Source organism: Streptomyces sp. NK15101, assembly GCF_020400725.1.
Lineage (GTDB): Bacteria > Actinomycetota > Actinomycetes > Streptomycetales > Streptomycetaceae > Streptomyces.
On sequence record NZ_JAINVG010000003.1, the window covers coordinates 149,933 to 175,914 of the forward strand.

17 protein-coding genes are annotated in these 25,982 nt (G+C 71.9%); 8 read left to right on the forward strand and 9 right to left on the reverse strand.

Going from position 1 to position 25,982, the window contains the following annotated elements:
* Nucleotides 1-46 precede the first annotated feature (46 nt).
* Nucleotides 47-2,551, forward strand: a complete 2,505-nt coding sequence (locus tag K7G60_RS38755; protein ID WP_263985412.1) for an Hsp70 family protein — start codon at nt 47-49, stop codon at nt 2,549-2,551.
* A 20-nt stretch (nt 2,552-2,571) separates the two neighbouring features.
* Here K7G60_RS38755 and K7G60_RS02730 read toward each other — a convergent pair whose 3' ends face one another.
* The 4 genes from K7G60_RS02730 to K7G60_RS02745 are packed head-to-tail and all read right to left on the reverse strand — an operon-like array spanning nt 2,572 to nt 10,183.
* Nucleotides 2,572-3,684, reverse strand: coding sequence for an AAA family ATPase (locus K7G60_RS02730; protein WP_225799143.1), 1,113 nt, complete (start codon nt 3,682-3,684; stop codon nt 2,572-2,574).
* A complete protein-coding gene (gene drmB / locus K7G60_RS02735; protein WP_225799144.1) occupies nt 3,681-5,564 on the reverse strand; it encodes a DUF1998 domain-containing protein in 1,884 nt (627 codons plus the stop codon). The genes K7G60_RS02730 and drmB overlap by 4 nt, the downstream gene beginning before the upstream one ends.
* Nucleotides 5,561-8,710: a helicase-related protein gene (locus K7G60_RS02740; RefSeq protein WP_225799145.1), complete on the reverse strand. Its 3,150-nt coding sequence runs from the start codon at nt 8,708-8,710 to the stop codon at nt 5,561-5,563. The genes drmB and K7G60_RS02740 overlap by 4 nt, the downstream gene beginning before the upstream one ends.
* 39 nt (nt 8,711-8,749) lie before the next feature.
* Nucleotides 8,750-10,183, reverse strand: coding sequence for an RNA polymerase sigma factor RpoD/SigA (locus K7G60_RS02745; protein ID WP_225799146.1), 1,434 nt, complete (start codon nt 10,181-10,183; stop codon nt 8,750-8,752).
* 206 nt (nt 10,184-10,389) lie between these two features.
* On the opposite strand from K7G60_RS02745, the gene K7G60_RS02750 reads away from it, so the two are divergent.
* The 3 genes from K7G60_RS02750 to K7G60_RS02760 are packed head-to-tail and all read left to right on the forward strand — an operon-like array spanning nt 10,390 to nt 15,617.
* Entirely contained in the window at nt 10,390-12,189 is a 1,800-nt protein-coding gene (locus K7G60_RS02750) for a DUF4357 domain-containing protein (RefSeq protein WP_225799147.1), read from the forward strand.
* Nucleotides 12,186-13,436, forward strand: a complete 1,251-nt coding sequence (locus K7G60_RS02755) for an McrC family protein (RefSeq protein WP_225799148.1) — start codon at nt 12,186-12,188, stop codon at nt 13,434-13,436. Before K7G60_RS02750 ends, K7G60_RS02755 begins: the two co-directional genes overlap by 4 nt.
* 36 nt (nt 13,437-13,472) lie before the next feature.
* Nucleotides 13,473-15,617, forward strand: a complete 2,145-nt coding sequence (locus K7G60_RS02760; protein WP_225799149.1) for a UvrD-helicase domain-containing protein — start codon at nt 13,473-13,475, stop codon at nt 15,615-15,617.
* Between the two features lie 45 nt (nt 15,618-15,662).
* Here K7G60_RS02760 and K7G60_RS02765 read toward each other — a convergent pair whose 3' ends face one another.
* On the reverse strand, nt 15,663-17,318 hold the full coding sequence (locus tag K7G60_RS02765; RefSeq protein ID WP_225799150.1) for an N-6 DNA methylase: 1,656 nt from the start codon (nt 17,316-17,318) through the stop codon (nt 15,663-15,665).
* Nucleotides 17,319-17,551: 233 nt separating this feature from the next.
* Here K7G60_RS02765 and K7G60_RS02770 point away from each other — a divergent pair, with 233 nt between their 5' ends.
* A complete protein-coding gene (locus K7G60_RS02770) occupies nt 17,552-18,379 on the forward strand; it encodes a hypothetical protein (protein ID WP_225799151.1) in 828 nt (275 codons plus the stop codon).
* A gap of 8 nt (nt 18,380-18,387) precedes the next feature.
* Here K7G60_RS02770 and K7G60_RS02775 read toward each other — a convergent pair whose 3' ends face one another.
* The 3 genes from K7G60_RS02775 to K7G60_RS02785 all read right to left on the reverse strand — a co-directional run bounded on the left by K7G60_RS02775 (nt 18,388) and on the right by K7G60_RS02785 (nt 21,669).
* The gene (locus K7G60_RS02775; RefSeq protein WP_225799152.1) at nt 18,388-19,941 is read right to left on the reverse strand and encodes an MFS transporter; all 1,554 of its coding nucleotides are present in this window, start codon (nt 19,939-19,941) and stop codon (nt 18,388-18,390) included.
* A gap of 91 nt (nt 19,942-20,032) precedes the next feature.
* Nucleotides 20,033-20,446, reverse strand: coding sequence for a RidA family protein (locus K7G60_RS02780; RefSeq protein ID WP_225799153.1), 414 nt, complete (start codon nt 20,444-20,446; stop codon nt 20,033-20,035).
* Nucleotides 20,443-21,669, reverse strand: coding sequence for an acyl-CoA dehydrogenase family protein (locus K7G60_RS02785; protein ID WP_225799154.1), 1,227 nt, complete (start codon nt 21,667-21,669; stop codon nt 20,443-20,445). Before K7G60_RS02785 ends, K7G60_RS02780 begins: the two co-directional genes overlap by 4 nt.
* Nucleotides 21,670-22,119: 450 nt before the next feature.
* Between K7G60_RS02785 and K7G60_RS02790 the strand changes: the two genes are divergently transcribed.
* Nucleotides 22,120-23,751, forward strand: coding sequence for an AMP-binding protein (locus K7G60_RS02790; RefSeq protein WP_225799155.1), 1,632 nt, complete (start codon nt 22,120-22,122; stop codon nt 23,749-23,751).
* 28 nt (nt 23,752-23,779) lie between these two features.
* A complete protein-coding gene (locus K7G60_RS02795) occupies nt 23,780-24,613 on the forward strand; it encodes a PaaX family transcriptional regulator C-terminal domain-containing protein (protein ID WP_225799156.1) in 834 nt (277 codons plus the stop codon).
* 60 nt (nt 24,614-24,673) lie between these two features.
* Here K7G60_RS02795 and K7G60_RS02800 read toward each other — a convergent pair whose 3' ends face one another.
* Nucleotides 24,674-25,249, reverse strand: a complete 576-nt coding sequence (locus tag K7G60_RS02800) for an ester cyclase (protein WP_225799157.1) — start codon at nt 25,247-25,249, stop codon at nt 24,674-24,676.
* Nucleotides 25,250-25,354: 105 nt separating this feature from the next.
* Between K7G60_RS02800 and K7G60_RS02805 the strand changes: the two genes are divergently transcribed.
* Nucleotides 25,355-25,969, forward strand: coding sequence for a TetR/AcrR family transcriptional regulator (locus K7G60_RS02805; protein WP_225799158.1), 615 nt, complete (start codon nt 25,355-25,357; stop codon nt 25,967-25,969).
* Nucleotides 25,970-25,982: the final 13 nt, after the last annotated feature.

Sequence of the window (25,982 nt, forward strand, 5' to 3'; positions counted from 1 at the left end):
CCCGCCCCGCCCCCGCCGTACCACGACGATCAGGAAGCACCCCTTCATGCACCGGACTCTCGGCATCGACCTCGGCACCACCAACTCCGTCACGGCCTGGATGCGCGACGGCGTCCCCGTCGTCCTGCGCAACCGGGACGGCGGCGAGGCGACCCCCTCGGCCGTCGGAGTCGACCTCCACGGCGGCCTGCTCGTCGGGCAGGAGGCCCTCAACTGGCGCTCCGGCGCCCCCGGTTCCGTGATCACCGAGGTCAAGCGACTGATCGGACGCCGCTGGGACGACGAGCTCGTCCAGCGGGTGCTGAAGACCCGGCCCGACGACGCCCCGCCCGTCCGGGAGAGCGCCGAGGGCTCGGTGGAGATCCGGCTCGGCGCGCACTGGCTCTCCCCCGTGCAGGTCTCCGCCGTCCTGCTCCGCCGGCTCAGGAAGGACGCCGAGGAGGCGGCGGGAGTGCCGTTCCGGCGCGCGGTGATCACCGTGCCCGCGTACTTCGCCGAGCCGCAGTTCGCGGCGGTGCGCGAAGCCGGGCGGCTCGCCGGATTCCACGTGGCACGGATCGTGCAGGAACCCACCGCCGCGGCGCACGCCTTCGGGGTCCGACCGGGCGAGGACGGTCTCAAGGACTACGCCACCGTACTCGTCTTCGACCTGGGCGGCGGCACCTTCGACGTGTCGCTCCTGACCCTCGGCCCCGGCCACTTCTCGGTGGCCGCGCTGGGCGGGGACAACCTCCTCGGCGGTGCCGACTTCGACGCGCTGCTCGACGGGCACCTGCGGGAGCGGCTCGGCGAGCGCGACCACGACGGGGACGGCGACGCCTCCCGCATCCGGGCCGCCGCCGAGCGGGCGAAGATCGAGCTGTCCGCGCAGGACTCCTCGGAGGTGGTTCTGGCCCCGCTCGGACGACAGGGCGGCTCCTGGTCCGGAGCGGTGCGGCGCGCGGACTTCGAGGAGCTCCTCGCCGACCACCTGCGCAGGATGCGGGAGACGGTCGACAGGGTGTTGACGGAATACAGCGCGACGCCGGAGGACATCCAGCGGGTCCTGCTGGTCGGCGGCTCCACCCTGGTCCCGGCCGTCCGGCGCGGCCTCCAGGACCTCTTCGGCGAGGACACGGTGTCCGACGCGGTGGACCCCATGACGGCCGTCGCCCACGGCGCCGCTGTCGATGCCGGTCTCCTCGACACGCTCGACTGCCCGTCCGAGAGCTGCACAGTCGAAAGGATCCCCGTCGACTCCGGCGCCTGTCCGGCCTGCGCCACCCCCCTGCTCGGCACGGCCACGGTCGACTGCCCCGGCTGCCACGTCCCCGCCCCCGAACTCACCGCCGCCTGCCCCGTGTGCACCACGGACCTGTCCGGGCTGCGCGCGGCCGCTCCGACCGTCGTCCTCGCCGAGTGCCCGGCATGCGGCCGGGACGACAACCCCGCCGGCGCGACCGTGTGCGGCGACTGCGACGCGGCCCTGGACACCGGCGGCCTGAAGTGCCCCGGCTGCTCCATGATCAACGCCGCCGGACTCAGCGCCTGCTCGTACTGCGGCGGCGACTTCGGCACCACCCGTCCCCAGCAGGTCACGGCCCAGCACATCGGCGTCGAGCTGGCGGACGGCAGCGTGGAGGTCGTCTTCCCCGGCGGCACCCCTTACCCGACCGAATGGCACCGGGTGGAGCACCTCGCGATCCGCGGCGACGACGGCACGTCCGTGCAGTTCAACGTCTGGGAGGGACCTCACCTGCGCTCGGCGCGGCGCAACGAGTTCTGCGGCGGCTACCTCCACGAACAGTCCGAGGGGCTCGGGGGCGATCTGCCGCTCACCCTCCAGGTGAGGCTCGACGGCGACCGGACCATCGCCCTGCGGTACCGCATCGGCTCCGGCGACGAGCACGGGGCCCGGCTCCGGCGCAACCCGGTCTCCCCCGCCGTCGGCCGGAGGGCCGCCGCCCTCCGGGGCGAGTACGCCACGTTCCTGAAGGAATGGTCGCGGGAGCTCACCCACGCCGAACACGACGCCCTCACCGAGATCGCAGACGACCTCGCGGCACTCGGCCGCGGGGAGCCCGTGAGCCGCTCCCTCGACGGATTCTTCGAATCCGCCCGCGACACCCTGGCCCTGTGCACAGCAGCCCGGGTCGCCCAGGCCTCGGCGGGGATCTTCGCCCAGGGCGGACGCGGGCTGCTGCCGACGGCGCTCCTGACGGACCTGCGGAACGCGGCCGAGGCCGTCAAGGACGCACGCGAGGGCATGGACACCGCCGCGATGCAGGCCGCCACAGAACGGGTGGAGGACCTCTCGGCAGGCATCGACCCGGCGATCCGCAACGCGCTCTACACCATTCGCCTCGCTGAACAGGGCGCCTACCCGGCGACTCTGCACACCGAGGTCATCGCCGCCCGGGATGCCCTGCAGGGCGCCGTGGCCCGCGACGACCGGAACGCCCTGGACACCCAGATCGTCCGCCTCGGGCGACTCGGCAAGCAGGGCCGCGACCAGTCCGCGACACGCGGCGCTCTCGCGAACTCCGAGATCGTCCTGCCCTCCCGGCGGTGAGAGGGGGCGCCGACAGCGCCTCAGGCCGTCCTGACCAGCCCGTGCAGCCCCTCCAGATGGCGGGGCTGCCGGCTGCCCCGCCAGCCCAGGACGAGTTCCTCCCGCGCGCGGGTGATCATGACGTAGTAGGTCATGCGGAGGTCCGCCGCCGTGGGGTCACAGGCCGCGTCGGTCTCGGCGTCGGCGATGACGACGGTGTCGAAGTCCTGGCCCTTGACGCTGGCCCGGTGGACGAGGACGACACCGGGGCGGGTGAGGTCCAGGTCCCGGTAGCGGCCGGAAGCCGCCGCCGAGCTGTACAGCTGCGGCTCCTGGGCGAGACCGGCCCGCTCCAGGCGTGGCATGAGGTCGGCCGCGGTGCGCGAGGAGCCGACGATGACGCCGATCCGGTGGTACGGCCGCTGGGCGGCCAGGGTGACGATGTGCTCGACGAGGGCCCCGTCACCGGTGTAGTGACGGACGAGCGGGAGCCGTCCACCACGCCCGGGGACCTCGGGGTGGGGGCCTCCCGTGCGGAAGTGCTCGGCCAGGGCGGCGATCTCCCGGGTGTTGCGGTGGTTGCCGACGATCTCGAGGTGCCGCGTGGGCCGTCCGAGGGCGGTGGTGATCTCGGTGAGGGTGGAGTTCGTCTCGGTGAGGCGCTGGCACTCGTCGGCGAAGACCGTGACCGTGGTGCCGAGGAGGCGGGCCAGCTGGTAGAAGCCGGGCGGCAGGTCCTGTCCCTCGTCGACGACGAGGTGCGGTGTGGCCGGATCGTCGTTCCCGTACGAGGCGGCCGCCCGGTTGATGAGGGCCGGCCAGTCGAACCAGCCGTCCGCGGTGCTCCGGGCGTCCCGTCCGAAGTGGCGGTGGATCCAGCTGTGGACGGTGGCCGCGACCGCGGGGACACCGGGGACGGCGAGGCCCTGGAGCGTCCCTTCGAGGAGCCGGCGCAGAAGGTTGGAGTAGGACAGCAGGAGTGTCGGACGGCCGGTGAGGGCGAGGTGGACCGTGCGGTGTGCGGCGAGCAGACTCTTGCCGCTCCCGGGCGGTCCGCTCACCAGGTGGTGGCCCGTCAGCGGCAGGGCGTCCAGGCAGTCACGCTGGGCCTGGGAGAGATCGGGGTGGAGGACGGGGGCGTTCGCGGCGGTCATGGGCGTCGTCCCAGGGCCGTGGCGGCCGCGTACTCACGGCTCGCGGTGAGGACGTCGGCGAAGTAGCCGGGGACACGGGCCGAGCCGACGACCAGGGCACGGTCGAGGAGGGTGTTGCCGGTCTGGCAGCTCGTCTCGGGCAGCAGGGTGCAGGCGTGGCAGGCGGCCCGGTTGAGGTTTCCGAAGCCCTGGCCCGTGTGCTCGGCGCACAGCGGGTCGGCGGAGCACCAGGCCGCCGCCTCCAGCATCCGGATGAGCGTCTCCGAGAAGTGCGGCTTCTCGCCCTGCCGGACCAGCCCGCCCAGGGTGCCTTCGGCATCGCCCGCGGCCGTGTAGACCAGCAGCCCGCGCTGGTCGTGTTCGGGGCGGCCGTAGACGCGCTCGCGCAGGCTCGCGGTGGTGTAGCCGGAGTCGAAGGAGAGCTGGCGGATGAGCAGGTGCGCGAGGGTGTGCAGGAGGAGGAAGCGGGGGGAGAGCTCCGCTCCGACGGTCTCGGCGAGCTGTTCGTCGCGGAACGACGCGTCGAGGTCCGCGCGGACCCCGTTGACGTGGGCCTGGACGCGCGGGTCGTTCTCCCAGGCGGTCAGGCGCTGCTCGTCGAGGGTGAGGACGATTCCCTCGCCGTACACCTCGGTCGCCGGCAGCCAGCGCAGCCGGGCACTGGTGTCGGCGGGGACGAGGGTGCCGCTCACCGTTTGACGACGGAATCCCTTGAGTGCCCGTACCTCGCGGAGCCGGTCGACGAGGACCACTCCGCCGATGTGGGCGTCGAGGGAGGCCCACGGTTCCTCGGTCTCCCCGTCGAGGCCGAGGCCGCTCCGGCGGACCGCGAACTCCTGGGTGGCTTCCGGAAGGTGTTCGGCGTCGAAGGCGTACCACTCGTCGCGGCTCAGGTCGATCTTTCCGGCGTTCGGGCGGGCGGCGGTCGATGGCGCGGACGCCCCGGTGGCCTCCCCGACGAGCTGGTCGATGAGGCTGTCGGGGGCCTGGGTGTCTTCCTTGATGAGGCCGCGGAAGAGGTCGGCCCGGGGCGTGCCGAGGGCGTCGAGCAGGTTCGTCCAGTACTGATGGCCCAGGACGGACTCCGCCGCGTCCCGCTCCGCGCGCGGGGCCTCGGCGGTCTGCGGGATGTCGAGCGCCGAGTAGACGACCGGGTAATAGACGTTGCCGGCGGTGCGCTGCACGTTGTGGACCTGCTGGCCGCACGTGGCACGTTCCTCCCAGCGCTGCCAGGGGTTGCGGCCGGAGCAACGTCCGGCCTGCGGGCCGAGGACGTCGAGGAGGTCGCGCTCCGCGCCACAGGTCCCGCCGGCCGCTCCGATCGCTCCGCAGCGCACCGAGAGCGCTTCGAGGCCGGAGGCCCGGTCGGCGACGCGGAAGCTGAGGCGGCGGGCCTGCCATGCCCGCTTCTCCTCGGAGCAGGTGGTCCGCTGTTCGGGCGTGAGCTTGGAATGGGCCCAGTACCACCAGTCGATGTCGTCGAGGTGCCCGTCCGGACAGATACGGACGAAGCGCATCGGGGTGAGGCGCGGCGCGGCGGCGCACGACGCGCAGACGGGCGGCTCGCCGGGCTTCTCGTGTTCGCGCAGGAAGCGGACCATGGTCCGGCAGGCACCGCAGAACAGCCAGCCGGGGAAGCGGACGTAGGGAACGCCGGGGCGGTCGTGGTCGTCGTACCGGTCGTTGAGGGTGTGGGGGGCCGCGAAGAATCCGGTGACGCCGAGGCGTTTGGCGAGCCGCTCGGAAGCCACGGGAGTCTTGTTCTGCGGCCAGTTGGCGATTCCGGCGGCCACGAAGGACTCGCCCTGGACGTCGAGTACGGCCCCGACGCCGAACGGCAGCACGGTCTGCGCCTGGCGGACCCGGAGTTTACGCTTCACTTTCCCGCTCCTGTCACGGTGATCTGGCACTCCCGGTCGACGCTGCGCATGGAGTTGAGGGTCTCCCACAGGCCGTAGCGCTGCTCGAAGGCCTTGAGCAGGTTGTAGTGGCCCTTGCCCTGGCCGCGGTAGTAGAGGTCCTTGCCCTCCGCCTCGGCTCTGGCGGCTTGCTCGTACCAGTCGTCCAGGAGGTAGCCGAGTTCGGCGCGGACCTCGGCACGGACGGTGTCGCCGTCGCGGCCGGTGGCTCCGTTCTCGGCGATCGCCGCCCGCAGGGCGAGCGCGTCGGCGATCCGGTCCGCCTCCGCCCGGTGGCCGGTGATCCGTCCGGCCCGGTTCTCTGCCGCCAGGCCGAGCCGGTGGCGGACCAGGACGACGAGTGCGGCGTGCAGGGCCCGGCGTCGGGCCGGGACGGACCAGGGGGTGACGCTGGCGGGCTCGACGTACCGGTACAGCGCCCGGTGGTAGTCGATGAAGGTCTCGTAATGGGACCGGTCGCGCGGACGGGTGGCGTTGAAGTAGGTGACGACGAGGCCGGGCACCTGGTGGCGGCCGACACGGCTGGTGGCCTGGATGTACTCGGCGGTGGTCTTGGGCTGGCCCTGCATGAGCATGTAGGCGAGCCGCTTCACGTCGACGCCGACGGAGAGCATGTTGGTGCAGGGCAGGAAGGAGACGGCCCGGGGGTCCGTCCAGGGCTTCTCCAGGCGGTCGAGGAGGATCGGCTGGTCGGCGCGCGCCACCGTGCTGTCCAGCTGCTGCACGTCACCGCCGCCGAGCGAGCGGGTGCCCGTGCCCTCGTCGAGTCCCCGGAGTTGGGCGGGGATGTCGTCGCCCGCCGCGGTGACGGTCCGGCCGAGTTCGCGCAGGCTGTGGTGGTACGCGACGAGCGTCCAGTAGTCGTCGCGGTGCTCCTCGGGAAGTTGGTGGACGCCCTGCAGCATGGCGGCCGTGGTCGTGACGGCACCACGGCCCGCGGTGTGACCCTGCGCCATCACGCCGAGGTAGAGCCGGCCGGGACGGCCGGTGTCGGGAACGGCGAAGAAGCTGTCGTCGGCGTCGAGTCCGGGCGGCGGGAACAGCTGGACGTCCTGGTGGTGCAGGGCGCGCACCTGCTCGGCCGAGCGCCGGATGGTGGCCGTCGCGGCGACGATCTTGGGCGGGCGGCCGTCGGGGCCGGTGCACAGTTCGAGTACGGCCGCCTCGTACAGGCCGACGGTGGTGCCGAGCGGCCCGGTGAGGAGGTGCAGCTCGTCCTGGATGATCAGCGACGGGGGCGGGTTCCCCGTGCCCGCTCCGAAGAGTCGGCCGGACAGAGGCTCCCAGGCGAGCCGGGCGAACTTGTCGACCGTGCCGAGGACGAAGGTGGGCGGCCGCTCGTACAGGTGCTGGTCGACCACGGCGACGGGCAGGACGTCGTGGAAGGCGCACTCGTCCCGGGTGCAGTGGAAGGCGAACGCGTCCGTCTCGGCCTTGATCCCGTAGTCGGAACGGACGGTGGAACGGGCCGGCGGCAGGATGCGTGTACCGCACCAGGGGCAGCGGTCGAGGATGAACACGTCCTCGGGGTGGCTGGCCTCGCGCTGCTGGTCGAAGGCGTCCTTGGCCGCCTGGAAGCTGTTGGGGGTGGTGGTCTCGCCCACCCACAGGCCGACGGTGATCGGTTCGTCGCCGAGCCCGAGTCCCGGTTCGCGCCGGCGGAGGTGCTCCAGGGCGCAGACCGTGGTCGCTGCCCGCTGGAACTGCTGGGTGGTCAGCAGGCTGAGGGTGTAGCGGCTGAGCACGGTGGTTCCGCCGCCCTCGCCGCGGATCCGGCGCAGCGCGACGGTGAACGCGGCGAGGAGCAGGTACGCCTCCGTCTTGCCGCCACCGGTCGGGAACCAGATCAGGTCCGTGGTCTCGCGGTCACGGTGACCGGGGTCGGCGACGCCGTCGAGCGCGAGGAGGAAGAAGGCGAGCTGGAACGGCCGCCAGGACGCCGTTGGGTCGACAGGCGGGTCGACGGCGACGGACTCGGACCGGGGGCGCCGCTGGCCCGCCTGGTCGGGGGCGGAGTGCCGCATCTGGAGCAACATGGCGCGCTGGGCGATGCGGAAGGCGTCGAGGAGTTCGGGCCTGGCCGGGTCGCAGAGGGTACGCACCCCCGCTTCGATCCGGGTGACGGCCTGACGCACCCGGCCGAGGACCCGTTCCGCGGCCTCCTGGCCCCAGGCCGGCACCTCGACGGACCTCTGGCCCACGTACCAGGCGTGGTAGGCCGCGGCGAATTCGGCTAGTTCCTCACGCAGTTGGTCCGCGCTCACGGTGGGATCCGCGAGGTGGGAGATCGTGAGGACGGGGGCGTCGAGCGGTCCGCCGGCCCGGACGGCGGGCACTTCGGCGTGCGGCAGGGTCTCGCAGACGAGACGGTCGACGCCCTTGCGGTCGACGGTCTCCTCCCGGACGGCGCAGCCGTGGCCGACGGCGTGGGTGACGACGTGCCGGTACTGCAGGCGGAGTTCACGCTCCTCGGGATCTCGGCTGGCCAGCCGGACGCTGGGGTAGGGCAGCACAGGGCCGTCGACGGGCCGGGCCGCGAGGCGGCACTGGAACAGCATGTCGTCCCAGCTGGGCGTCTTGCCGTCGGAGCCCTCGTGGCGCGCCTTGTTCACCAGGGCGACGGTGACGAGCGTCCCGCCACCGTACGGACGTCGGCGCAGACGGAGCTCCGCACGGCCGTCGAGGACGGTCACGGTCTCCCGGTCGGGGCCGATGACGTGCGTCTCGGACGGAAGGGGGATCCGGCGCCAACGGCGGCCACGTCCGGGCTCGTTCCTCTGCGTCTCGTAGCGGGCGGCCGCACAGGTCACCTCGATCTGCGCGGCGGCGGTGTAGAAGCTGAGCCCGAGGGACGCGGGCAACCAGCTGTTGGTCTCGGGCACGGGATCGGTGGCGGGGTTGGTGTCCGGGGCGTCCTGCTCGGCCCCCGGCGCCTCGGGGTCGTCGGCGGCGTGGGCGAGCTGCCTCTGGAGGTCCGCCTGCTGCGGATAGAGCGTCCCCATGAGGTACTGCCGGTCGGGCGGCGCGTCGAGCACCTCGTCCTCTCCACCGGCGGGGCCGACGAGCTGGCGGGTGAGGTAGTCGACCAGCTCTTGGCGCGGGTCCATGGGCGGTTCCTTCGAGTGAGCGGGAGCAGTGGCGGGTGGTCAGACGTGGGACCGGATCATCCGGTGACGGATCAGCTCGCCCCGGAACTTCGCTTTGGCCTTGGATTCGATCTGGCGGATGCGCTCGCGCGTGACCTTGAAGACGACTCCGATCTCCTCCAGCGTTTCCGGATCGTCACCGTCGAGTCCGGTACGCCGGATGAGGACGTGCCGTTCGCGCTCGGAGAGGTGCCCGAGGACATGCCGGAGGTTCGCTTGCAGCTCCTTGCGCATCACCACGGCGACGGGGCCGGGCAGTCGACTCGGTCCGATGAGCAGGTCTCCGAGGGCCGTGTCGTCACCGATGATCCGGTCCAGGGAATCGGTGGGCCGGCTGATCCTGCGGACCTCCTCCACCTCGGCGAACGTGAGGCCGGTCGCGTAGGCCACGTCGGCAACGCCTCTGGGCCGCCCCTCGCTCGCCAGCCGGCGTTCGGCATTGGCGACCTTGCTCACCTTCTCGCGCATGTGCACGGGCACCCTGATCAGGGTGCCTTCGTTGGCTATGGCCCTGCCGATGGACTGCTTGATCCACCACGTCGCATACGTCGACAGCTTGTAGCCCTTGGTGGCATCGAACTTACGGACCGCGCGCAAGAGCCCGATGGTTCCCCACTGGACCAGGTCCTCGATGTCCAGCCCGTGCCCCTGGTAGCCCTGCGCGATCCGGCCCGCCAGTCGTAAGTTGTGCAGGACGAGGCACTCGTGAGCGCGCCACCGGTCGCTGTTGTACGGCAGGGCAGCGATCTCCTCCTCCGGGATGTCCCGGCCGAGGTCCCCGACACCATCGCGCAGCAGGACGGCGAGGCCCACCTCCTCCTCCGCCTTCAGCAGGCGCGCCTTGGGGTCGCGCCGCCACCGGTCCTCCTCCAGCACCGCCCTGGCCGCGCGAACCGCTTCCGACATCGAGGAGTCCCCAGCGGACATCTCGGGGCCGACGCGCTCCTTCCTGGCCTTGGCGGTCGGCTCCGGCCAGACCACCGCGCCGGCCGGCCGGGGCCTGTTGATCGGGAATTCGACGCTCAGCTCCCGCGCTTCGGCTGGGCCGAGCCCCTGGAGCCGTACCACGCCGTCGTGAGCGAGCTTGCTGACACGGCCGTCGGCGTCGGCGTAGCGCCCCAGCATCTTCCGTGCCTGCGCCAGCCGCCAGGCCGCCTCGGAGGCGAGCGGTCCTGGGGTGGTGGCAGCGGGGGGCGGCCCGGGAGGGCGATCCGGCGCGCCCGTCGCCCGTGCCTGGCGCTTCACATGGAGATCGAAGGCCATGAGTCCCGTACGAAGCCTTCGCCGCTGCTCATCCGTGGTGAGCCCGAGCCCCTCGGCCTCCCTCGCGAAGGCCTGCTGACTGACGATCCCGCCACGAGAGGCGCAGCGCCGCAGCCGCTCGATCACGGCAGGCAGTTCCGCCTCGATCGCGCGGCGCTCGACCTCGGACATCTCTGATTCCCCAGACATCGCGCCCCCACCCCAGAGACCATGTGCCGGTGCCTTACGAAAGTGCCGGCGACATAATCAGCCTAGACCCAGTTTGTTTACATCGTCAACGTAGTCCTTAAATTTGTGTACTCGCAAGTAGGAGTCCATTGACATTGTCAACAGGTAGGGTGTGCGTGATCGCGCAGGCCCGCCCCGGAAGGTCGCCCATGCCTCAGCCCGAACACCTCCCCGGCACGCCCGAGTTCCACATCAGGCTGCCCAAGGGCGGCGGAGTGGCGCACGGCCACCTCCTCACCGAGTTCGGCGGCAACGGCACGCACAAGTTCGTTCTGCGCGAGGGCTCGCCGGTCGCCGCCGAGGAATGGCCCGGGTTGGGCGACCACGCCCGCCGTTCACGTGCGGAGCTCCGAGCGGACGGCGCGCTCGCCGACGTACCGGGCGCACACCCGCACTGGGTGGCGACCCGGGACATCGTCTGCAACTCCTCGTCCGCAGCGGCCGCGTTGGTCTACGGCTACGACGCCTCCGGCCCCGAGTCCTGGCGGACCTCCGAGGGCCATCCGCTCGCCGACTACCTCTCCATCGGCTGGCGGGCACCACGGAAAGCCTGGCTGGTACGCGGCTCCAACGTCTCCGGGCACAACCTGGTGCGACAGCTGTGGCTGAAGGAGGGAATCGTCTCGCTCGCCGGAGCCCATCTGCCGGTGCTGGAGGAGAGCGATCCGACCAAGAGCGTGCTGCGTCGCTTCGTCGAGGACGGTTACGAGGGAGCGGCCTCGTACAACCAGAAGCGCGGCCTCGTCGACGAACTCCACGCCTTCCTCACCCAGATGAGGGTGGGTGACACGGTCGCGACCATAAGCGACGGACGGCTGCACGCCGGACGGATCACGGGGGAAGCCGTCCAGACCGCGTCCCAGGGCGGGCTGTCGAATCTGCGACGCACCGTGTCCTGGATGCCCGGAAGCCATCCGTACGAGGAACTCGTCGAGGAGGTGCAGCAGAAGCTGTCCGTGCAGCACGACGTCGTCGACCTGACCGGTGTGCTGGAAGCACTGGACGGACTGACCGGGTCCGTCAGCCCGGAGGAGGGCGGCATCTCCATCCAGCCACCCGCCGCCGAAGGGCAGGCTCAGCGGGAGGTGATCCTGCCGGAGGTCACGGACGCCCTGGCGGCCAAGCTCCTCGTCCGTGACCGGGCCTGGCTGGATGAGGTGCGTGAACTCCTCACCGATGAAAGGCAGTTGGTGTTCTACGGCCCGCCGGGGACCGGCAAGACCTATCTGGCCATGCAGCTGGCGGAGTACTTCGGGGGCGGTCCCGAACAGGTCAAGATCGTCCAGTTCCACCCGTCGTACGCCTACGAGGACTTCTTCGAGGGATTCCGGCCCGTGGAGGACCCCGAGACGCGGGAGGTGGCCTTCCGCCTGACGGCCGGGCCGCTCCGGGAACTCGCCGACCTCGCCTCCCGCGAGGGCAACCGTCACATCCCCCACTTCCTGATCATCGACGAGATGAACCGCGCCAACCTCGCGAAGGTCTTCGGCGAGCTCTACTTCCTGCTCGAGTACCGCAAGCGATCCGTCCGTCTCACTTACTCGGGGGACGACTTCGGCCTGCCGCCCAATCTCTTCGTCATCGGCACCATGAACACCGCCGACCGGTCCATCGCGCTGGTGGACGCGGCCATGCGCCGACGCTTCGCCTTCGTAGAGCTGTCCCCCCGTACCGAGCCCACCGCCGGCCTCCTCGAGCGCTGGCTGGAACGCGAGGGCAAGGAAGCGGAACCCGCCCGTCTCCTCCACGCTCTCAACGCGCTCATCGACGACCCAGACTTCGCCGTCGGCCCGTCGTACCTGATGAAGCCGGGCGTGTACCGCGACGGCGGGCTCGACCGGACGTGGCGTACGAAGATCCTGCCGTTGCTCGAAGAGCATCACTACGGCGAGGGGATCGACGTCGCCGCCCGCTACGGCCTCGACGCGCTGCGGAAGCACCTTCCGTGAACGAGGAGGAGACGTCACCGTCAAGCACGGAAGAGGTGTCGCTGCGCGAGCACGGTCCCGCCGTCTCCGTGGCCCTCGGCACCGAAACCGGCCGGGCCCTCGCCGCCGCCGGCATCCTGCGGAGCGCCACCCCCGACCCCGGCCGCGCCGGCCACTGGCTCCTGCGTGCGGGAAGCAGCGTCGGTACGGTACGGATCCCGGGCGGTCCTGTCCTGCGGATCATGCCCAAGACGCCCGTGAGTCGGCTGTTCTTCCTGCTCGGCTTCAGCCTCGATCCGGCCAGGGCGTGGCGGGACAGCCGGGAAGGCACCGTTGACACCGGGGGGTACGACGACGTCGTCCCCGCGCTCGCGCACGCCGTGGAGCGACAGATCGACGCGGCTCTGAGGCAGGGTGTCCTCCAGGGATACCGCACCGTGGAGGAGTCCGCGCTGTTCGTGCGCGGTCGGATACGCGAAGCCGATCAGGTCCGCAGGCATTTCGGTCGGACACCGCCCGTCGAGATCGGGTACGACGCCTACACGGCCGACACCGCCGAGAACCGCATCCTGCGCGCCGCCGTCGAACGGCTGCTCCGCCTGCCCGGGGTCGCCGCGCCCGTCCGGCGGCGCCTGGCCCGTCAGCGCGCCCGCCTCGCCGACGCCCTGCCCCTGGTGAGGGGCCACGCGCTGCCCCGCTGGCAATCGTCCCGCCTCAACTCCCGCTACCAGCCGGCGCTCCGGCTGGCCGAGGCCGTCCTGCGCGGCACCTCCCCGGAGCACCGGCCGACCGGGACGGCCCCACTCGCCGTGGACGGTTTCCTGCTCGACATGAACAAGCTGTTCGAGGACTTCGTCACCGTCGGACTGCGCGAAGCCCTGCGGGAGCACGATCTGACCGCGCGCCTGCAGGACCCCCACCACCTCGACACCGCCGGGCGCGTGGGAATGCGCCCCGATCTCGTCGTGCGCAGCGGCGACGGCCGTACACCGGTCGCCGTCGTCGACGCCAAGTACAAGGTCGAGAAGGCCGATGGTCTCCTCAACGCCGATCTCTACCAGGCGCTCGCCTACGCCACCGTCCTCGGCCTGGACGCGGCGCACCTGGTGTACGCGGCCGGTCGGGAGCCCATGCGCGTCCACGAGGTGCACGGAGCGGGAATCCGGCTCTTCCAGCACAGCCTCGACCTCTCGCGCTCGCCCGAAGGGCTTCTTTCGGCCCTTGAAGGGCTCGCCCGGCGGTTGGCCGGAGCCCTGCCGAATCCTTGATCATGAACCACGCCCCGGCAGATATTGGGAGGACTCATGCCCCGGCTCGCTTTCGCCCAGAGCTTCTGGGACGGTTACGAGACCTTGGAGAAACCGGTTCGCGCCGGAGTGCGCAAGGCCATGGAGAAGTTCCAGGCCCTGAGCGTCGCCGGACTCAACGCGGACAAGGGACTGCACCTGGAGTCCGTGGAGAAGGCCCGCGACGCACGGATGCGGACCATTCGCATCACCGACTTCTGGCGGGGCGTCGTGCTCGCTCCCGATGACGGCAGCGACGTGTTCCTCCTGGTCAAGGTACTTCCGCACGACGACGCATACACCTGGGCGGCAAAGCGTCTGTACAGCGCGAACTCCGCGACGCGGGCCCTGGAGGTCCGCAACGCCGTGGCACTGGACGAGTTGACACCGCTCTACGAGACGGCTGCACGCCAGGCTCCGCAGCTGCTGTTCGCCAAGGTGTCCGACGGAACCCTCCGCGAGCTGGGCATCGACGACCAGGTGCTGCGCGCCGCCCGCTCGCTGGTGGACAAGCAACAACTCGACGCCTTCGCCACGCTTCTGCCGGAGGACCAGCTGGAGGTTCTCCAGTACCTCGCCGAAGGCTTCAGCCCTGAGGAGGTGTACCGGGATGTGGTGGCCGTCCGCCGACCCGCGGACGCACCGGCCGAGCCGGTCGAGGACCTGGCCACGGTGATCGCCAACACCACCGCCCGCATCCGTCTGGTCACCGGGCCGCAGGAGCTTGAGGAAATCCTGGAGAAGCCGTTCGAGGCCTGGCGGGTCTTCCTCCACCCCTCCCAGCGACGCGTCGCCTACCGCGCTTCCTACGGGGGCCCCGTCCAGGTCACCGGCGGCCCCGGAACGGGCAAGACGGTGGCCGCCCTGCACCGGGTGCGGCACCTTCTCGGCAGGTCCGCGGACGGCCGCATCCTGCTCACCACCTACACGAACGCCCTCGCCACAGGACTGCGGGACATGCTCGGTCTGCTCCTCGACGAAAACGAGGAAGCGCTCGCACGCGTGGACGTGACGACGGTCGACGCGTTCGCCGGCGGAGTCGTACGGTCCAACTCGAACGCCTCGCCCAGACCGATAGCGGACCGGGAGCAGCGGCAGCTGTGGGAGAAGACGGTCAAGCAGCTCGGTCTGCCGTTCACGGCGCAGTTCCTGGCGCAGGAGTACCGTCACGTCGTCCTCGGCCAGGACCTGCGTGATCTCGACGCCTACCTCGGCGCGAGCCGCCGAGGCCGCGGAACCGGCCTCGGGCCCACGCGCCGCCGCGCGGTGTGGAACGGCGTGGAACACTTCCAACAGCTTCTGCGCGACCGGGGCGAAACCACCCACCTGCGGATCTGTGCCCGAGCCGCGGAGATCCTCACGGACGGGCCGGCGCCGTACGCACACGTCGTGGTCGACGAAGCTCAGGACCTGCACCCCGCCCAATGGCGGGTGCTGCGCGCCGCCGTCCGCTCCGGTCCCGACGACCTCTTCGTCACCGGCGACCCTCATCAGCGGATCTACGACTCCCGGGTGTCGCTCGGCTCCCTGGGCATCGCCACCACCGGCCGCAGCTTCCGGCTGCGGGTCAACTACCGCTCCACCGAGGAGATCCTCACTTGGTCGGCGGGGCTCCTCACCCCCGTGACCGTCGACGCCCTGGAGGGCGAGGGGACGGACTCGCTGACCGGGTACCGCTCGCTGCTGCACGGGAGCCGCCCTCAGCTCCAGGGGTACGCGACGCGGGCGGAGGAGACCGAGGCCCTGGTGGACCGAGTCCGGTCATGGGTCGCCGATGGGCTCGCGCCGCACGAGATCGGCGTCTGCGCGCGCTTCAACCTCTCCCTGGACACAGCGGAGGAAAAGCTGAGGGCCGCCGGCATCCCGGCCGTGCGGGTCAAGGGTCAGGTCCCGTACGGGACAGAGGGCGTGCGGCTGGCGACCATGCACGCGATGAAGGGACTCGAATTCCGGGCCGTCTCCGTCCTCGGGGTCAGCGAGGGGGCCGTCCCGTTCGCGCGCGAGATCACGGCACGAGAATCGGATCCACTGCAGCACGAGGCCGACCTGCTCCGCGAACGCTGCCTGCTCTTCGTCGCCTGTACACGCGCCCGCGAAGCACTGGCCGTCACATGGGGCTCCGCCCCGAGCCCGTTCCTGCCCCTCGCAGCCCGCCCCGTCTGACCGGCCCCGGTGCGGGGTGGGGCGGGCGCCACCCCGCACCACCTCTCATTCCTCGGGTGCCAGTGCGCCCGTCGCCAGACCGTCCCGGGCGAGATCGGTGAGCTGCCTGCTCAGTTCACCGATCTCACGCATGTCCTGCTCGAAGGTGGACAGGGCGCGGAAGGTGCAGCCGTACCGTCGCTGGTCTTCGATGCCCATGCGGGGGATGCGTGCGCCGCGCGTGTCGAGGCGGTAGCTCCCGCTGGTGCTCGTGGCCCGGCGCATGTTCGCGGAACTCCGCAGAAATCCCTGCAGGTAGTCCGTGTCGAGCTGATCACTGGCCGACACCGGCTCCGACTCCGCATAGCTGACCAGCCCCGCCCGGGCGAGGTCCGCGACGCTGGTGGTCACGGCGTCCAGAGAGCCAGGTCCGTCCCCCTCGACCAGCTCGGGCAGGAGCGCGGCAAGGCGGCGGATTCGTTTCTCCACTTGCTTGCGCAGGGTGGCGTACTCACCGGGATAGTCGCGGTGCCGGGAGCGAAGGTGGGTGCCAGGTGTGAGATCGACGGTGTCGTCGAGGAGTTCGATCACCGGTACGTCGGCGACCTGATCGGAACGCGGGTCCAGGGCACCGTCCGGGCTGTTGCCGGTCAGATCGACCATGCGCACGGTGTGGTTCGTCTCCGTCTTCGCGGAGCCTTCAGGCCGTTGGAGGCACCATACGTGCACGGGCAGGGAGTGCGAGGTGGCCGCCCCCGGCGGGAGGGCCACCACCTGGCGCAGGATGCCGCGGCGTACGAGCTCCGCGCGGATGCGACGCCCTGCCTTACGGTAGGCGACCGAGGCCGGCATGACCATGAGGACATGGCCGCCCGGCGCGGTGTGCGCGTAAGCGTGTTGGAGCCACGCGAGCTCCCCTTCCGCCTTGGACGGTGTACCCAGTTCCCAGCGGGAGTCGAGCAGCAGCTCCTCCCTCCCCCATTCGGTGACGCCGGCCGGCGGATCACAGACGACAAGATCCGCTCTGAGGTCCGGCCACGCGTCCGCGCGCAGGGAATCGCCGGCTGTGATGGCGACTTGTGCGCGTTCCAGGAGATCGGCGCGGAGCTGCGCGAAACGAGCGCTGTCGGCATCCGCTTCCTGGCCACAGCAGCGCGTGTCCTCACCCGAAGCGACAGAGAGAAGCAGCACCCCGATGCCACACGCGGGGTCGAAGACCGTGGCATTCGCGGGAAGTTCGGGTGCGAAGTGGCATACGGCGCGCACGAGGCGTTCGGGGGTCACCTGATCCGATCCCGCCCGCCGCGCCGAGTCCACAAACCGTTCCGTCAGTCCGTCGACAAGGTCGACAGGTGCCTCGCTCCGAACGATCCGGCGCACGTGGGCCACCACCTCGTCCGGCAGGCCGGGCGAGGGCGCCCCGGCCAGGGCCGCGGCCACCTCGGCCAGGCCTGCGACCATCTGCTCCCCGTAGACGGCGCGCAGGGCTTGCCACAGCTCGACTTCGGGCGAGATCTCCTGGCCCTTGCGCTGCTTGTCCAGCCAGGCCTGGACCTCGGCAAGCGCGAAGAGCGGACTGTTCGCGGCACCTCCGGCCGGTGCGGGGAAGTCGTCATAGCGCCGTCGCCAGTTGGAGACAGCCGCCCGGGTGACACCGGCCAACCGAGCGATCTCGGCTCCGGTGACCAAGGCGCCGACCGATGTAGCGGCATTCTCTGTCATAGCCACAGCGTACACGCGACGCCATAAGCTCTCCAGAGTGAGACCCGTTGACATCATACACAGATAATCTTCAACTTCTCTCGTGTACGAAGTACCTCGTCCGACCATGTCGCGAGGGCATGCCACGCTCCCTGCGCCCCTCGCGGAGGTCCTCCTGCCGGGAGCGGGGGCGGACGGGTCTCGATACGGCCACAGGGAAGTGACGGGGTGCCGGTGGTGTCTACGATCCCGGCGTGGACACGTACCCCTATGCCCCGCCGCCGCCCCCGTTGCCCCCGCAGGTGGCTGTTCGGCGGTGGTGGCAGCATCCGGGGCTTGTCGTCGGGGCGCTGGTGGTGCTGCCGCCCCTCGGGATCGTGCTGGCGTGGACGAGTCGCTGGGAGCGGAACCGGAAGGTCCTCGCCACCGTGCTCGCGGCCGTGTGGTTCGTGCTGCTTTTCTTCGGTGGTGGTTCGCCGGAGAAGAAGCCGGTGCGGGGCGACGACCGGCCGTCGAAGGTCACGGTCACCGCATCTGCCTCCACCTCCGCCTCCCCTGAGCCCTCCGGGCCTCCTTCCCTCGTCGGGAAGAGTCTCCAGGAGGCGGGGGAGGTCGCCTCCGCCGCCGGGTACTCCGTCGTGTCGCACGACGCCTCCGAGCAGGACGCCAGGCAGTGGGACGCGGACGAGTGGACGGTGTGCTTCCAGACGTCGGCGGGGCAGCGGGAGGGTGGTCGGCCCGTTCTGGACCTCGGGGTGGTGCGCGTCGGGGCGCCCTGTCCGGCCGTCGACGGGGAGAAGATCCCCTGGCCGAAGATGCCCGTCGTCACCGCCATGACCTTCGAGCGGGCCGCGGAGGCGCTGGGGCCGATCGGGTTCAGGAAGGTCGAGCCGGAGAGCGCGTACTCCGATGTGGCGCTGCCCGGCGTCGCGGACCCGTGGAAGGTCTGCTTCCAGGATCCCGAGCCGGGCGGGACGGTCGAGAACCCGCAGTTCGGGACCGTCTATCTGAAGCTGGCGCCGCCCGATGCCGTCTGTCCCGAGCGGCCGTACGCCACCTTGCGTCCCGCGCCGACGCCGTAGCGGAGGGCTCAGCCGGCGCCCGGCATCACTCCGCCGCCCTTGAGCCGTTCGATGTCGGAGGCGCGGACCTGGATCACGAAGAGGGCGACCAGGGCGCCGACGACGGCGAAGATCGCCGCCGTGACGAAGCCCGCGGAGACGCCGGCGGTGAGGACCTGGTCGCCCCAGGGGGGCGGGAGCTGGCCGGTCTTGGCGAACTGGGCCTTCTCCAGCGGGCCGGCCTGGGAGAGGAAGGCGGGGACCTGCTTGTCCGCCTCGTTGCGGCTGGCCGTGCCGAAGACGGTCACCAGGATCGAGAGGCCGAGCGAACCGCCCACCTGCTGCATGGCGTTGAGCAGGCCGGACGCCGCGCCGGACTCCCTCTGTTCGACGTTCGACAGCGCCATGATGGTCAGCGAGACGAACATCAGGCCCATGCCGAGACCGAAGACGAGGATCGGTCCGAGGATGCTGCCCGCATAGGTGGAGTTCACATCGGTGAGCGTCAGCCAGGACAGGCCGGCCGCGGCGAGCACCGAGCCCACCACCATGAAGGGTTTCGGGCCGTACTTGGGCAGCAGGTTGGACGTGAGGCCGGCGCCGACCGCGATGATCGCGCTGACCGGCAGGAAGGCGAGCCCCGTCGTCAGGGGGCTGAAGCCCAGCACCTGCTGCACGAAGAGGGTGAGGAAGAAGAACATCCCGAAGATGGCCGCCGCCAGGCAGAGCATGATGACGTAGGTGCCCGAGCGGTTGCGGTCGGCGAACATGTGCAGGGGCGTGATGGGCTGCTGCGAGCGCCGCTCGATGAGGATGAACGTGCTCAGGAGGACGATCGCGGCGACGAACGAGCCGATCGTGTAGGGGTCGCTCCAGCCTTCCTGCGCGGCCCGGATGAATCCGTACACCAGCGCCACCATGCCGAGCGTCGAGGTCAGCGCGCCGGCGAAGTCGAAGTGGCCGGGGTGCCGCTCGGACTCCTTGACGTGTCGCGGTGTGAGGAGCGCGATCAGCACGGCGATCGGGACGTTGACGAAGAAGATCCAGCGCCAGTCGAGCCACTGGACGAGCATGCCGCCGGCCACCAGGCCGATCGCGCCGCCGCCCGCCGAGACGCCCGCGAAGACGCCGAAGGCCCGGTTGCGTTCCGGTCCTTCGTCGAACGTCGTGGTGATCAGGGAGAGCGAGGTCGGCGAGGCTATCGCGCCGCCGACGCCCTGGAGCGCCCGGGCCGCGAGGAGTTGCCACTCGCTCTGCGCGAGCCCGCAGAAGAGGGAGGCGAGGCCGAAGAGCAGCACGCCGAAGATGAAGACGCGTCGTCTGCCCAGGATGTCGCCGGCGCGCCCGCCGAGGAGGAGCAGGCCGCCGAAGGTGAGCGTGTAGGCGTTGACGACCCAGGAGAGGCTGGTGGTCGAGAAGTCCAGCGCCGTCTGGATGTGCGGCAGCGCGATGTTCACGATGGTGATGTCGAGGACGACCATCAGCTGGCAGGAGGCGATCACGAACAGGGCGATGCCCTTGCCGTCCCCGCCCTTCTTCGGGGCGGTGGTCTGTGCAGGTGTCGTCGGCTTGGGTGTACTCATGTGGCGCCTCGGGACTCGCCTGGTGAGTGTGCCGTGGGCCGGTCAGTCCACCTTTCGACACTAAGCCCGGGCCGGACGGGTGACCAGTTGATCAAGCGGGGGCGGGTTCGTCCAGGACCGCGAAGCCGTCGAGTTCCACCAGGGCCTGCTCGTCCCAGAGGCGTACGACTCCGATGACGGCCATCGCCGGGTAGTCGCGGCCCGCCAAGCGGCGCCAGATCCGGCCCAGTTCGTGCGCGTGGTCGCGGTAGCCGGGGACGTCGGTGGTGTAGACGGTGACGCGGGCGAGGTCGGCGGGGGTGCCGCCGGCGTGCCGCAGGGCGGTGAGCAGATTGCCGAGGGCGGTGGTGAACTGCTCGGTGATCCCCTCCCCCACGACCTTGCCCTCGGTGTCGAGGGCGGTCTGTCCCGCGAGGAAGACGAGCCGGCTCCCGGTGGCGGTGACGGCGTGGGAGAAGCCGGTGGGCGGGGAGAGTTCGGCGGGGTTGTGGCGGTGCAGGCTCATGCGGTCGCCTCCTTCGGGTCCAGGGCGTACGTGTCCCCCGCGGGCCGCTGCCCGCCTGGCCGCACCTCGGTGGCCGGCGCCTCGGTGGCCGGGACCTTCGTGGTCGGCACCTTCGCGTACAGCTCCTTCGCGATGATCGTGCGCTGCACCTCCGTCGCGCCCTCGTAGATCCGGGGGGCGCGGACCTCCCGGTAGAGGTGTTCCAGGAGGTGGCCGCGCTGGAGGGCGAGGGCGCCGTGCAGCTGGACGGCGGCGTCGACGACGTACTGGGCGGTCTCGGTGGCGAGGAGCTTGGCCATGGCGGAGCGGCGGGGGACGTCGGGGTCGCCCTCGTCGTACGCGACGGCCGCCGCGTACACGAGGAGGCGGGCGGCCTCGGTGCGGGTCGCCATCTCGGCGATGCGGTGCGAGACGGCCTGGAGGTCGGCCAGGACGCCGCCGAAGGCGGGGCGCGCGGCGGTGTGGGCGAGGGCCGCGTCGAGGGCGGCCTGGGCCATGCCGACGGCGAAGGCGCCGACGCTGGGCCGGAAGAGGTTGAGGGTGTTCATGGCGACCCGGAAGCCCTGGTCCGGTGCGCCGAGGAGGTCCTCGGGGCCGACGGGGACGCCGTCGAAGGTGAGGGTGCCGAGGGCGTGCGGGGCGAGCATGTCGAGCGGTTCCCCGCCCAGGCCCGGGCGGTCGGCGGGGACGAGGAAGGCGGTGACGCCACGGGCGCCGGCGCCCCGGGTGGTGCGGGCGAAGACGGTGGCGAAGTCAGCCTCGGGGGCGTTGGAGATCCAGCGCTTCTCGCCGTGCAGGCGCCAGCCGCCGCGTCCGTCGGGGACGGCTTCGAGGGCGAGGGCGGCGGCGTCGGAGCCGGCGTCCGGTTCGGAGAGGGCGAAGGCGGCGACGGCGCGTCCGGCGGTGGCCTCGGGGAGCCAGCGGGCGCGCTGGGCGGGGGTGCCGAAGGCGGCGACGGGGTGGGTGCCGAGGCCCTGGAGGGCGAGGGCGGTCTCGGCCTCGGTGCAGGTGCGGGCGAGGGACTCGCGCAGGAGGCAGAGGTCGAGGGCGCCGGCCTCGAAGAGGCGGGCGAGGAGGCCGAGCTCGCCGAGGGCGGCGACGAGGGGGCGGTTGACCCTGCCGGGTTCGCCCTGGTCGGCGAGGGGCTTGAGGCGCTCGGCGGCGAGCGCGCTGAGCTCCGCACACCAGGTGGTCTGTGCCGGTTCGAGCGAGAATGCGGGCATGTGGGCCCTCTCCGGCGCCCTGCGGCGCCCTCGTCACGGCGCCGTCCGGCGCCTTCGTCCGCGCGCCTCGCGGCGCCCTGTTCCCGGCGCGGTGAAGCGCCGTGATGCTGGCGCCCTGAGGCGCCGTAGTTCCTGCGTCCTGAGGCGCCTTCGTCCGTACGCCCCGTGGCGCCTTCCTCCCGGCTCCCGGGGGCGCCCTGGTCCCGGCGCCCCCGGACGCCTTCGTCCCTACGCCTCGCGGCGCCTCCGTCCCGACGCCCCGCCGCGCCCTGGTCCCGGCGCCTCGCAGCGCCTTCGCCCCGACGCCGTGAGGCGCCCCGGCCCCAGCGCCCCGCCACGCCTCCGTCCCGGCGCCCTCCGGCGTCCTTGTCGCGAACCGTTGACTGTCGTCACCAACACGATACGCTCGTGGAGCGATGGACGACCCCACCACGACAAGGGGACGGACTCATGGAGCTGACGCCCTCGGCCCACCTCGACACGTTCGCCCGTGACCGGCTGCCGCCGCCCGACCGCTGGCCGCGTCTCGTCTTCGACCTCCCCGAGCTCCGCTACCCCGACCGGCTCAACTGCGGCACGGAACTCCTCGACCGCACGGTGGAACGGTTCGGCGCCGACCGGCCCGCCTTCCACGACGGCGAGGGCGGGGTGTGGAGCTACGGGGAGCTCCGCGACCGGGTGGACCGCATCGCCCACGTCCTCACCACCGACCTGCGGCTGCTGCCCGGCAACCGGGTCCTCCTGCGCGGCCCCACCACCCCCTGGCTCGCCGCCTGCTGGCTCGCCGTGATGAAGGCCGGCGGCGTCGCCGTCACCGTCCTGGCCCAGCAGCGCGCCCCCGAGCTGGCCGTGATGGCCGAAGTCGCCCGTTGCAGCCACGCCCTCTGCGACGCCCGGGCGCTCGACGAGCTCCTCGCGGCCCGGATACCCGGGCTCCGGATCACCCCCTTCGGCGGGGACGGACCGGACGACCTGCTGGCCCTCGCCGAGGGCCGGCCCGGCCCGTACGAGGCGGTGGCGACCGCCGCCGACGACGTGGCCCTGATCGCCTTCACCTCCGGCACGACCGGGCGCCCCAAGGGCTGCGTCCACTTCCACCGGGACGTCCTGGCCGTCGCCGACACCTTCTCCGCGCACGTCCTGCGCCCGCTGCCCGACGACGTCTTCGCCGGCTCCCCGCCGCTCGCCTTCACCTTCGGCCTCGGCGGGCTCGTCGTCTTCCCCCTGCGGGCCGGGGCGAGCGCGGTCCTCCTGGAACAGGCCGGACCGAAGCAGCTGCTCGCGGCGATCGAGCGGCACCGGGTGTCGGTGCTGTTCACCGCCCCGACGGCCTACCGGGTCATGCTGGAGGAGCTGACCCAGGGCACCGCCCCTGAGGTGGCCTCGCTGCGCCGCTGCGTCTCGGCCGGCGAGAACCTGCCGGAGGCGACCTGGACGGCCTGGTACGCGCGGACCGGGCTGCGCCTGATCAACGGCATCGGCGCCACCGAACTGCTGCACATCTTCATCTCCGCCGCCGACGGCGACATCCGCCCCGGCACCACCGGACGTCCGGTGCCCGGCTGGCAGGCCAGGGTCGTCGACCGCGACGGCAAGAGCGTCCCGGACGGCGAGGAGGGGTTGCTCGCGGTGCGCGGCCCGGTGGGCTGCCGCTATCTGGCCGACCCCCGCCAGGCGGAGTACGTACGGGACGGCTGGAACGTCACGGGCGACACGTACGTCCGCGAACCCGACGGCTGGTTCCGCTACGTCTCGCGGGCCGACGACATGATCATCTCGGCCGGCTACAACATCGCCGGGCCCCAGGTCGAGGAGGTGCTCCTCGACCACCCCGACGTGGTGGAGACGGCGGTGGTCGGCCGCCCGGACGAACTGCGCGGCCAGGTCGTCGTGGCCTACACGGTGGTACGGGACGGAGTGCCGCGCGACGCCGGCACCGCCGCCGCGCTGCGGGCCTTCGTCCGCGCCCGCATCGCCCCGTACAAATCGCCCCGGGAGATCGTCTTCCTCGACGCGCTGCCGCGCACGGCGACGGGGAAGCTCCAGCGCTTCCTGCTGCGGGACCCGGCGCGACCGGCATGACGTGTCCACCACCCCCTAGAGTGATCACGTGGCCGAGCAGCACACTCCCCGATCCCTGATCGTCTCCTTCTACGGCGCCTACGGCCGTGCGACCGACGAGTCGCCGGTTCCGGTGGCCGCGCTCATCCGGCTGCTCGGCGCGCTCGGCGTCGACGCGCCCTCGGTGCGTTCCTCGGTGTCGCGGCTCAAGCGGCGCGGTCTGCTGCTGCCGGGCCGGACGGCGGCCGGCGCCGCCGGGTACGCCCTCTCGGAGGACGCCCGGCGGCTCCTGGACGACGGCGACCGCCGGATCTACGCCCGTACGGAGCCGAAGCTGTCCGAGGGCTGGGTCCTGGCCGTCTTCTCGGTGCCCGAGGCCGAGCGGCACAAGCGGCACCTGCTGCGCTCCCGGCTCGCCCGACTGGGCTTCGGCACGGCGGCGCCGGGCGTCTGGATCGCGCCCGCCCGGCTGTACGAGGAGACCCGCAACGCCCTGGAGCGCCTGGAGCTCTCCCCGTACGTGGACCTCTTCCGCGGCGACCACCTGGGATACACGGCGACGGCCGAGGCGGTGGCCCGCTGGTGGGACCTGCCGGCGATCGCCGGGCTGCACGGGGATTTCCTCGCCGCCCACGAACCGGTCCTGCGGGCCTGGCGGTCGGCGCCGGCGGGCGCCGAGGACGCCTACCGGGACTACCTCCTCGCCCTGGACTCCTGGCGCCGGCTGCCCTACGCGGACCCGGTGCTCCCGGCGGAGCTGCTGCCGGACGACTGGCCGGGCCGCCGCTCGGCGGAGGTCTTCACGGCCCTGCACGAACTGCTGCGGGACCGGGGCGCGGAGTACGTGGCCCCGTTCCTGTCGGGGGACGCCGACGCCCCCTAGCCCGCCGTTCGGGGGCGGTCGCCGTCGCCGGTGTCGCACGGCCTCCCGCGGTGTCGGGCGTCACGCCCGGCCGGGCGCGTGCTCGCGGGCGGTGGCCGCCGCCTTCTCCGCGGCCTCGGCGATCACGGCGGCGGCGCGGGCGGCGCGTCCGTCCGCGGACCAGTCGTCGATGCGCCGGACCGTGGGGCCGGGGGGAAGGACGCCGAGCTGCCCGAGCAGGGTGAGGTCGTCGCGGACCGCCTCGTGCCGGACGACCCTGCCGTCCCTCAGGCGCAGGAGGTGGACCTGCTCGGAGTCGATCTCGTCCCCGGTGGGCGGGATCGCCCGGAGCGGTGCGCCGTCGCGGTAGTGGACGAAGGGGCCGGTGTGCCGGCCCCGCATGTGCAGCCGTATCCACACCTGGTCGCCGTCACGGACCAGGTCGGTGACGGGGAAGCTCAGGTCGGTGAAGGCGGAGCGCAGCCACGCGCCCGAGGCCAGCACGCCCGCCGGGCCGGGGAGCGAGCAGGCGGCGGGCGAGACGACCGCCTCGCGGTTGGTGAAGTCCTCGTGCACGACCGCCGCGGCCAGCGCCGCGTCTCCGGTCGCCAGGACCGTGAAGAGTCCGCGGGCCGCGTCCTCGGGCGACATTCCCATCGTTCGGTTCCTCTCACGCGGGGGGCGGTGCTCCGCCCCGACCAATATTCAGGTTACACACCACCTATTGAATAGGTTTATCACTTCCTGGACTAGGCTGACCCCATGCCGACCACACGCAAGTACGTCTCGCCCCGGCGGGAGCAGGCCGCCGCCCAGACGCGCGCGGAGATCCTCCGGTCGGCGACCCGGCTGTTCGCCGAGCGCGGCTACGGGCGGGTGACCGTCGCGGACATCGCGGCCGGGGCGGGCGTCTCCGCGAAGGCCGTCTTCGCGAGCGCCGGGAGCAAGAGCGACATCCTCAACGAGATCGTCGACACGGCCGTACGGGCCTCCGGCCATGAGCAGGCGATCAGCGCCGTGCTCGCCGAGCGGGACCCGGAGGCGGCTCTCAGGGCCCTGGCCCACGGCACCCGGGCGGGGAACGAGGACCTGTTCACCGTGCACGAGGCGATCCACAAGGCGCTGCCCTCGCACGAGGACGGCGAGGCGCTGTGGGAGCGCGCCACCGCCGACTACCGCGCCGCCCTGCGCACCGCCGCGCGCCATCTGCACGCCCTGGCACCGGCCCCCCGCCCCGAGGAGGAGACGGCCGACCTCCTGTGGTTCTGGTTCGGCCCGGGCGGCTGGCGCACCCTGGTCACCGAGAACGGCTGGTCCTGGGACCGCGCCGAAGCCTTCCTCCTCCGCACCGCCTTCGCCACCCTGCGGACGCCCTGAGGGCCCCGAAGAG

Excerpts from the sequence above, each read along its gene's own strand:
- K7G60_RS38755 (WP_263985412.1), top strand. The coding sequence starts at position 47 with ATGCACCGGACTCTCGGCATCGACCTCGGCACCACCAACTCCGTCACG.
- K7G60_RS02730 (WP_225799143.1), bottom strand. The coding sequence starts at position 3,684 with ATGACCGCCGCGAACGCCCCCGTCCTCCACCCCGATCTCTCCCAGGCC.
- K7G60_RS02740 (WP_225799145.1), bottom strand. The coding sequence starts at position 8,710 with ATGGACCCGCGCCAAGAGCTGGTCGACTACCTCACCCGCCAGCTCGTC.
- K7G60_RS02745 (WP_225799146.1), bottom strand. The coding sequence starts at position 10,183 with ATGTCCGAGGTCGAGCGCCGCGCGATCGAGGCGGAACTGCCTGCCGTG.
- K7G60_RS02750 (WP_225799147.1), top strand. The coding sequence starts at position 10,390 with ATGCCTCAGCCCGAACACCTCCCCGGCACGCCCGAGTTCCACATCAGG.
- K7G60_RS02760 (WP_225799149.1), top strand. The coding sequence starts at position 13,473 with ATGCCCCGGCTCGCTTTCGCCCAGAGCTTCTGGGACGGTTACGAGACC.
- K7G60_RS02765 (WP_225799150.1), bottom strand. The coding sequence starts at position 17,318 with ATGACAGAGAATGCCGCTACATCGGTCGGCGCCTTGGTCACCGGAGCC.
- K7G60_RS02775 (WP_225799152.1), bottom strand. The coding sequence starts at position 19,941 with ATGAGTACACCCAAGCCGACGACACCTGCACAGACCACCGCCCCGAAG.
- K7G60_RS02780 (WP_225799153.1), bottom strand. The coding sequence starts at position 20,446 with ATGAGCCTGCACCGCCACAACCCCGCCGAACTCTCCCCGCCCACCGGC.
- K7G60_RS02785 (WP_225799154.1), bottom strand. The coding sequence starts at position 21,669 with ATGCCCGCATTCTCGCTCGAACCGGCACAGACCACCTGGTGTGCGGAG.
- K7G60_RS02790 (WP_225799155.1), top strand. The coding sequence starts at position 22,120 with ATGGAGCTGACGCCCTCGGCCCACCTCGACACGTTCGCCCGTGACCGG.
- K7G60_RS02800 (WP_225799157.1), bottom strand. The coding sequence starts at position 25,249 with ATGGGAATGTCGCCCGAGGACGCGGCCCGCGGACTCTTCACGGTCCTG.
- K7G60_RS02805 (WP_225799158.1), top strand. The coding sequence starts at position 25,355 with ATGCCGACCACACGCAAGTACGTCTCGCCCCGGCGGGAGCAGGCCGCC.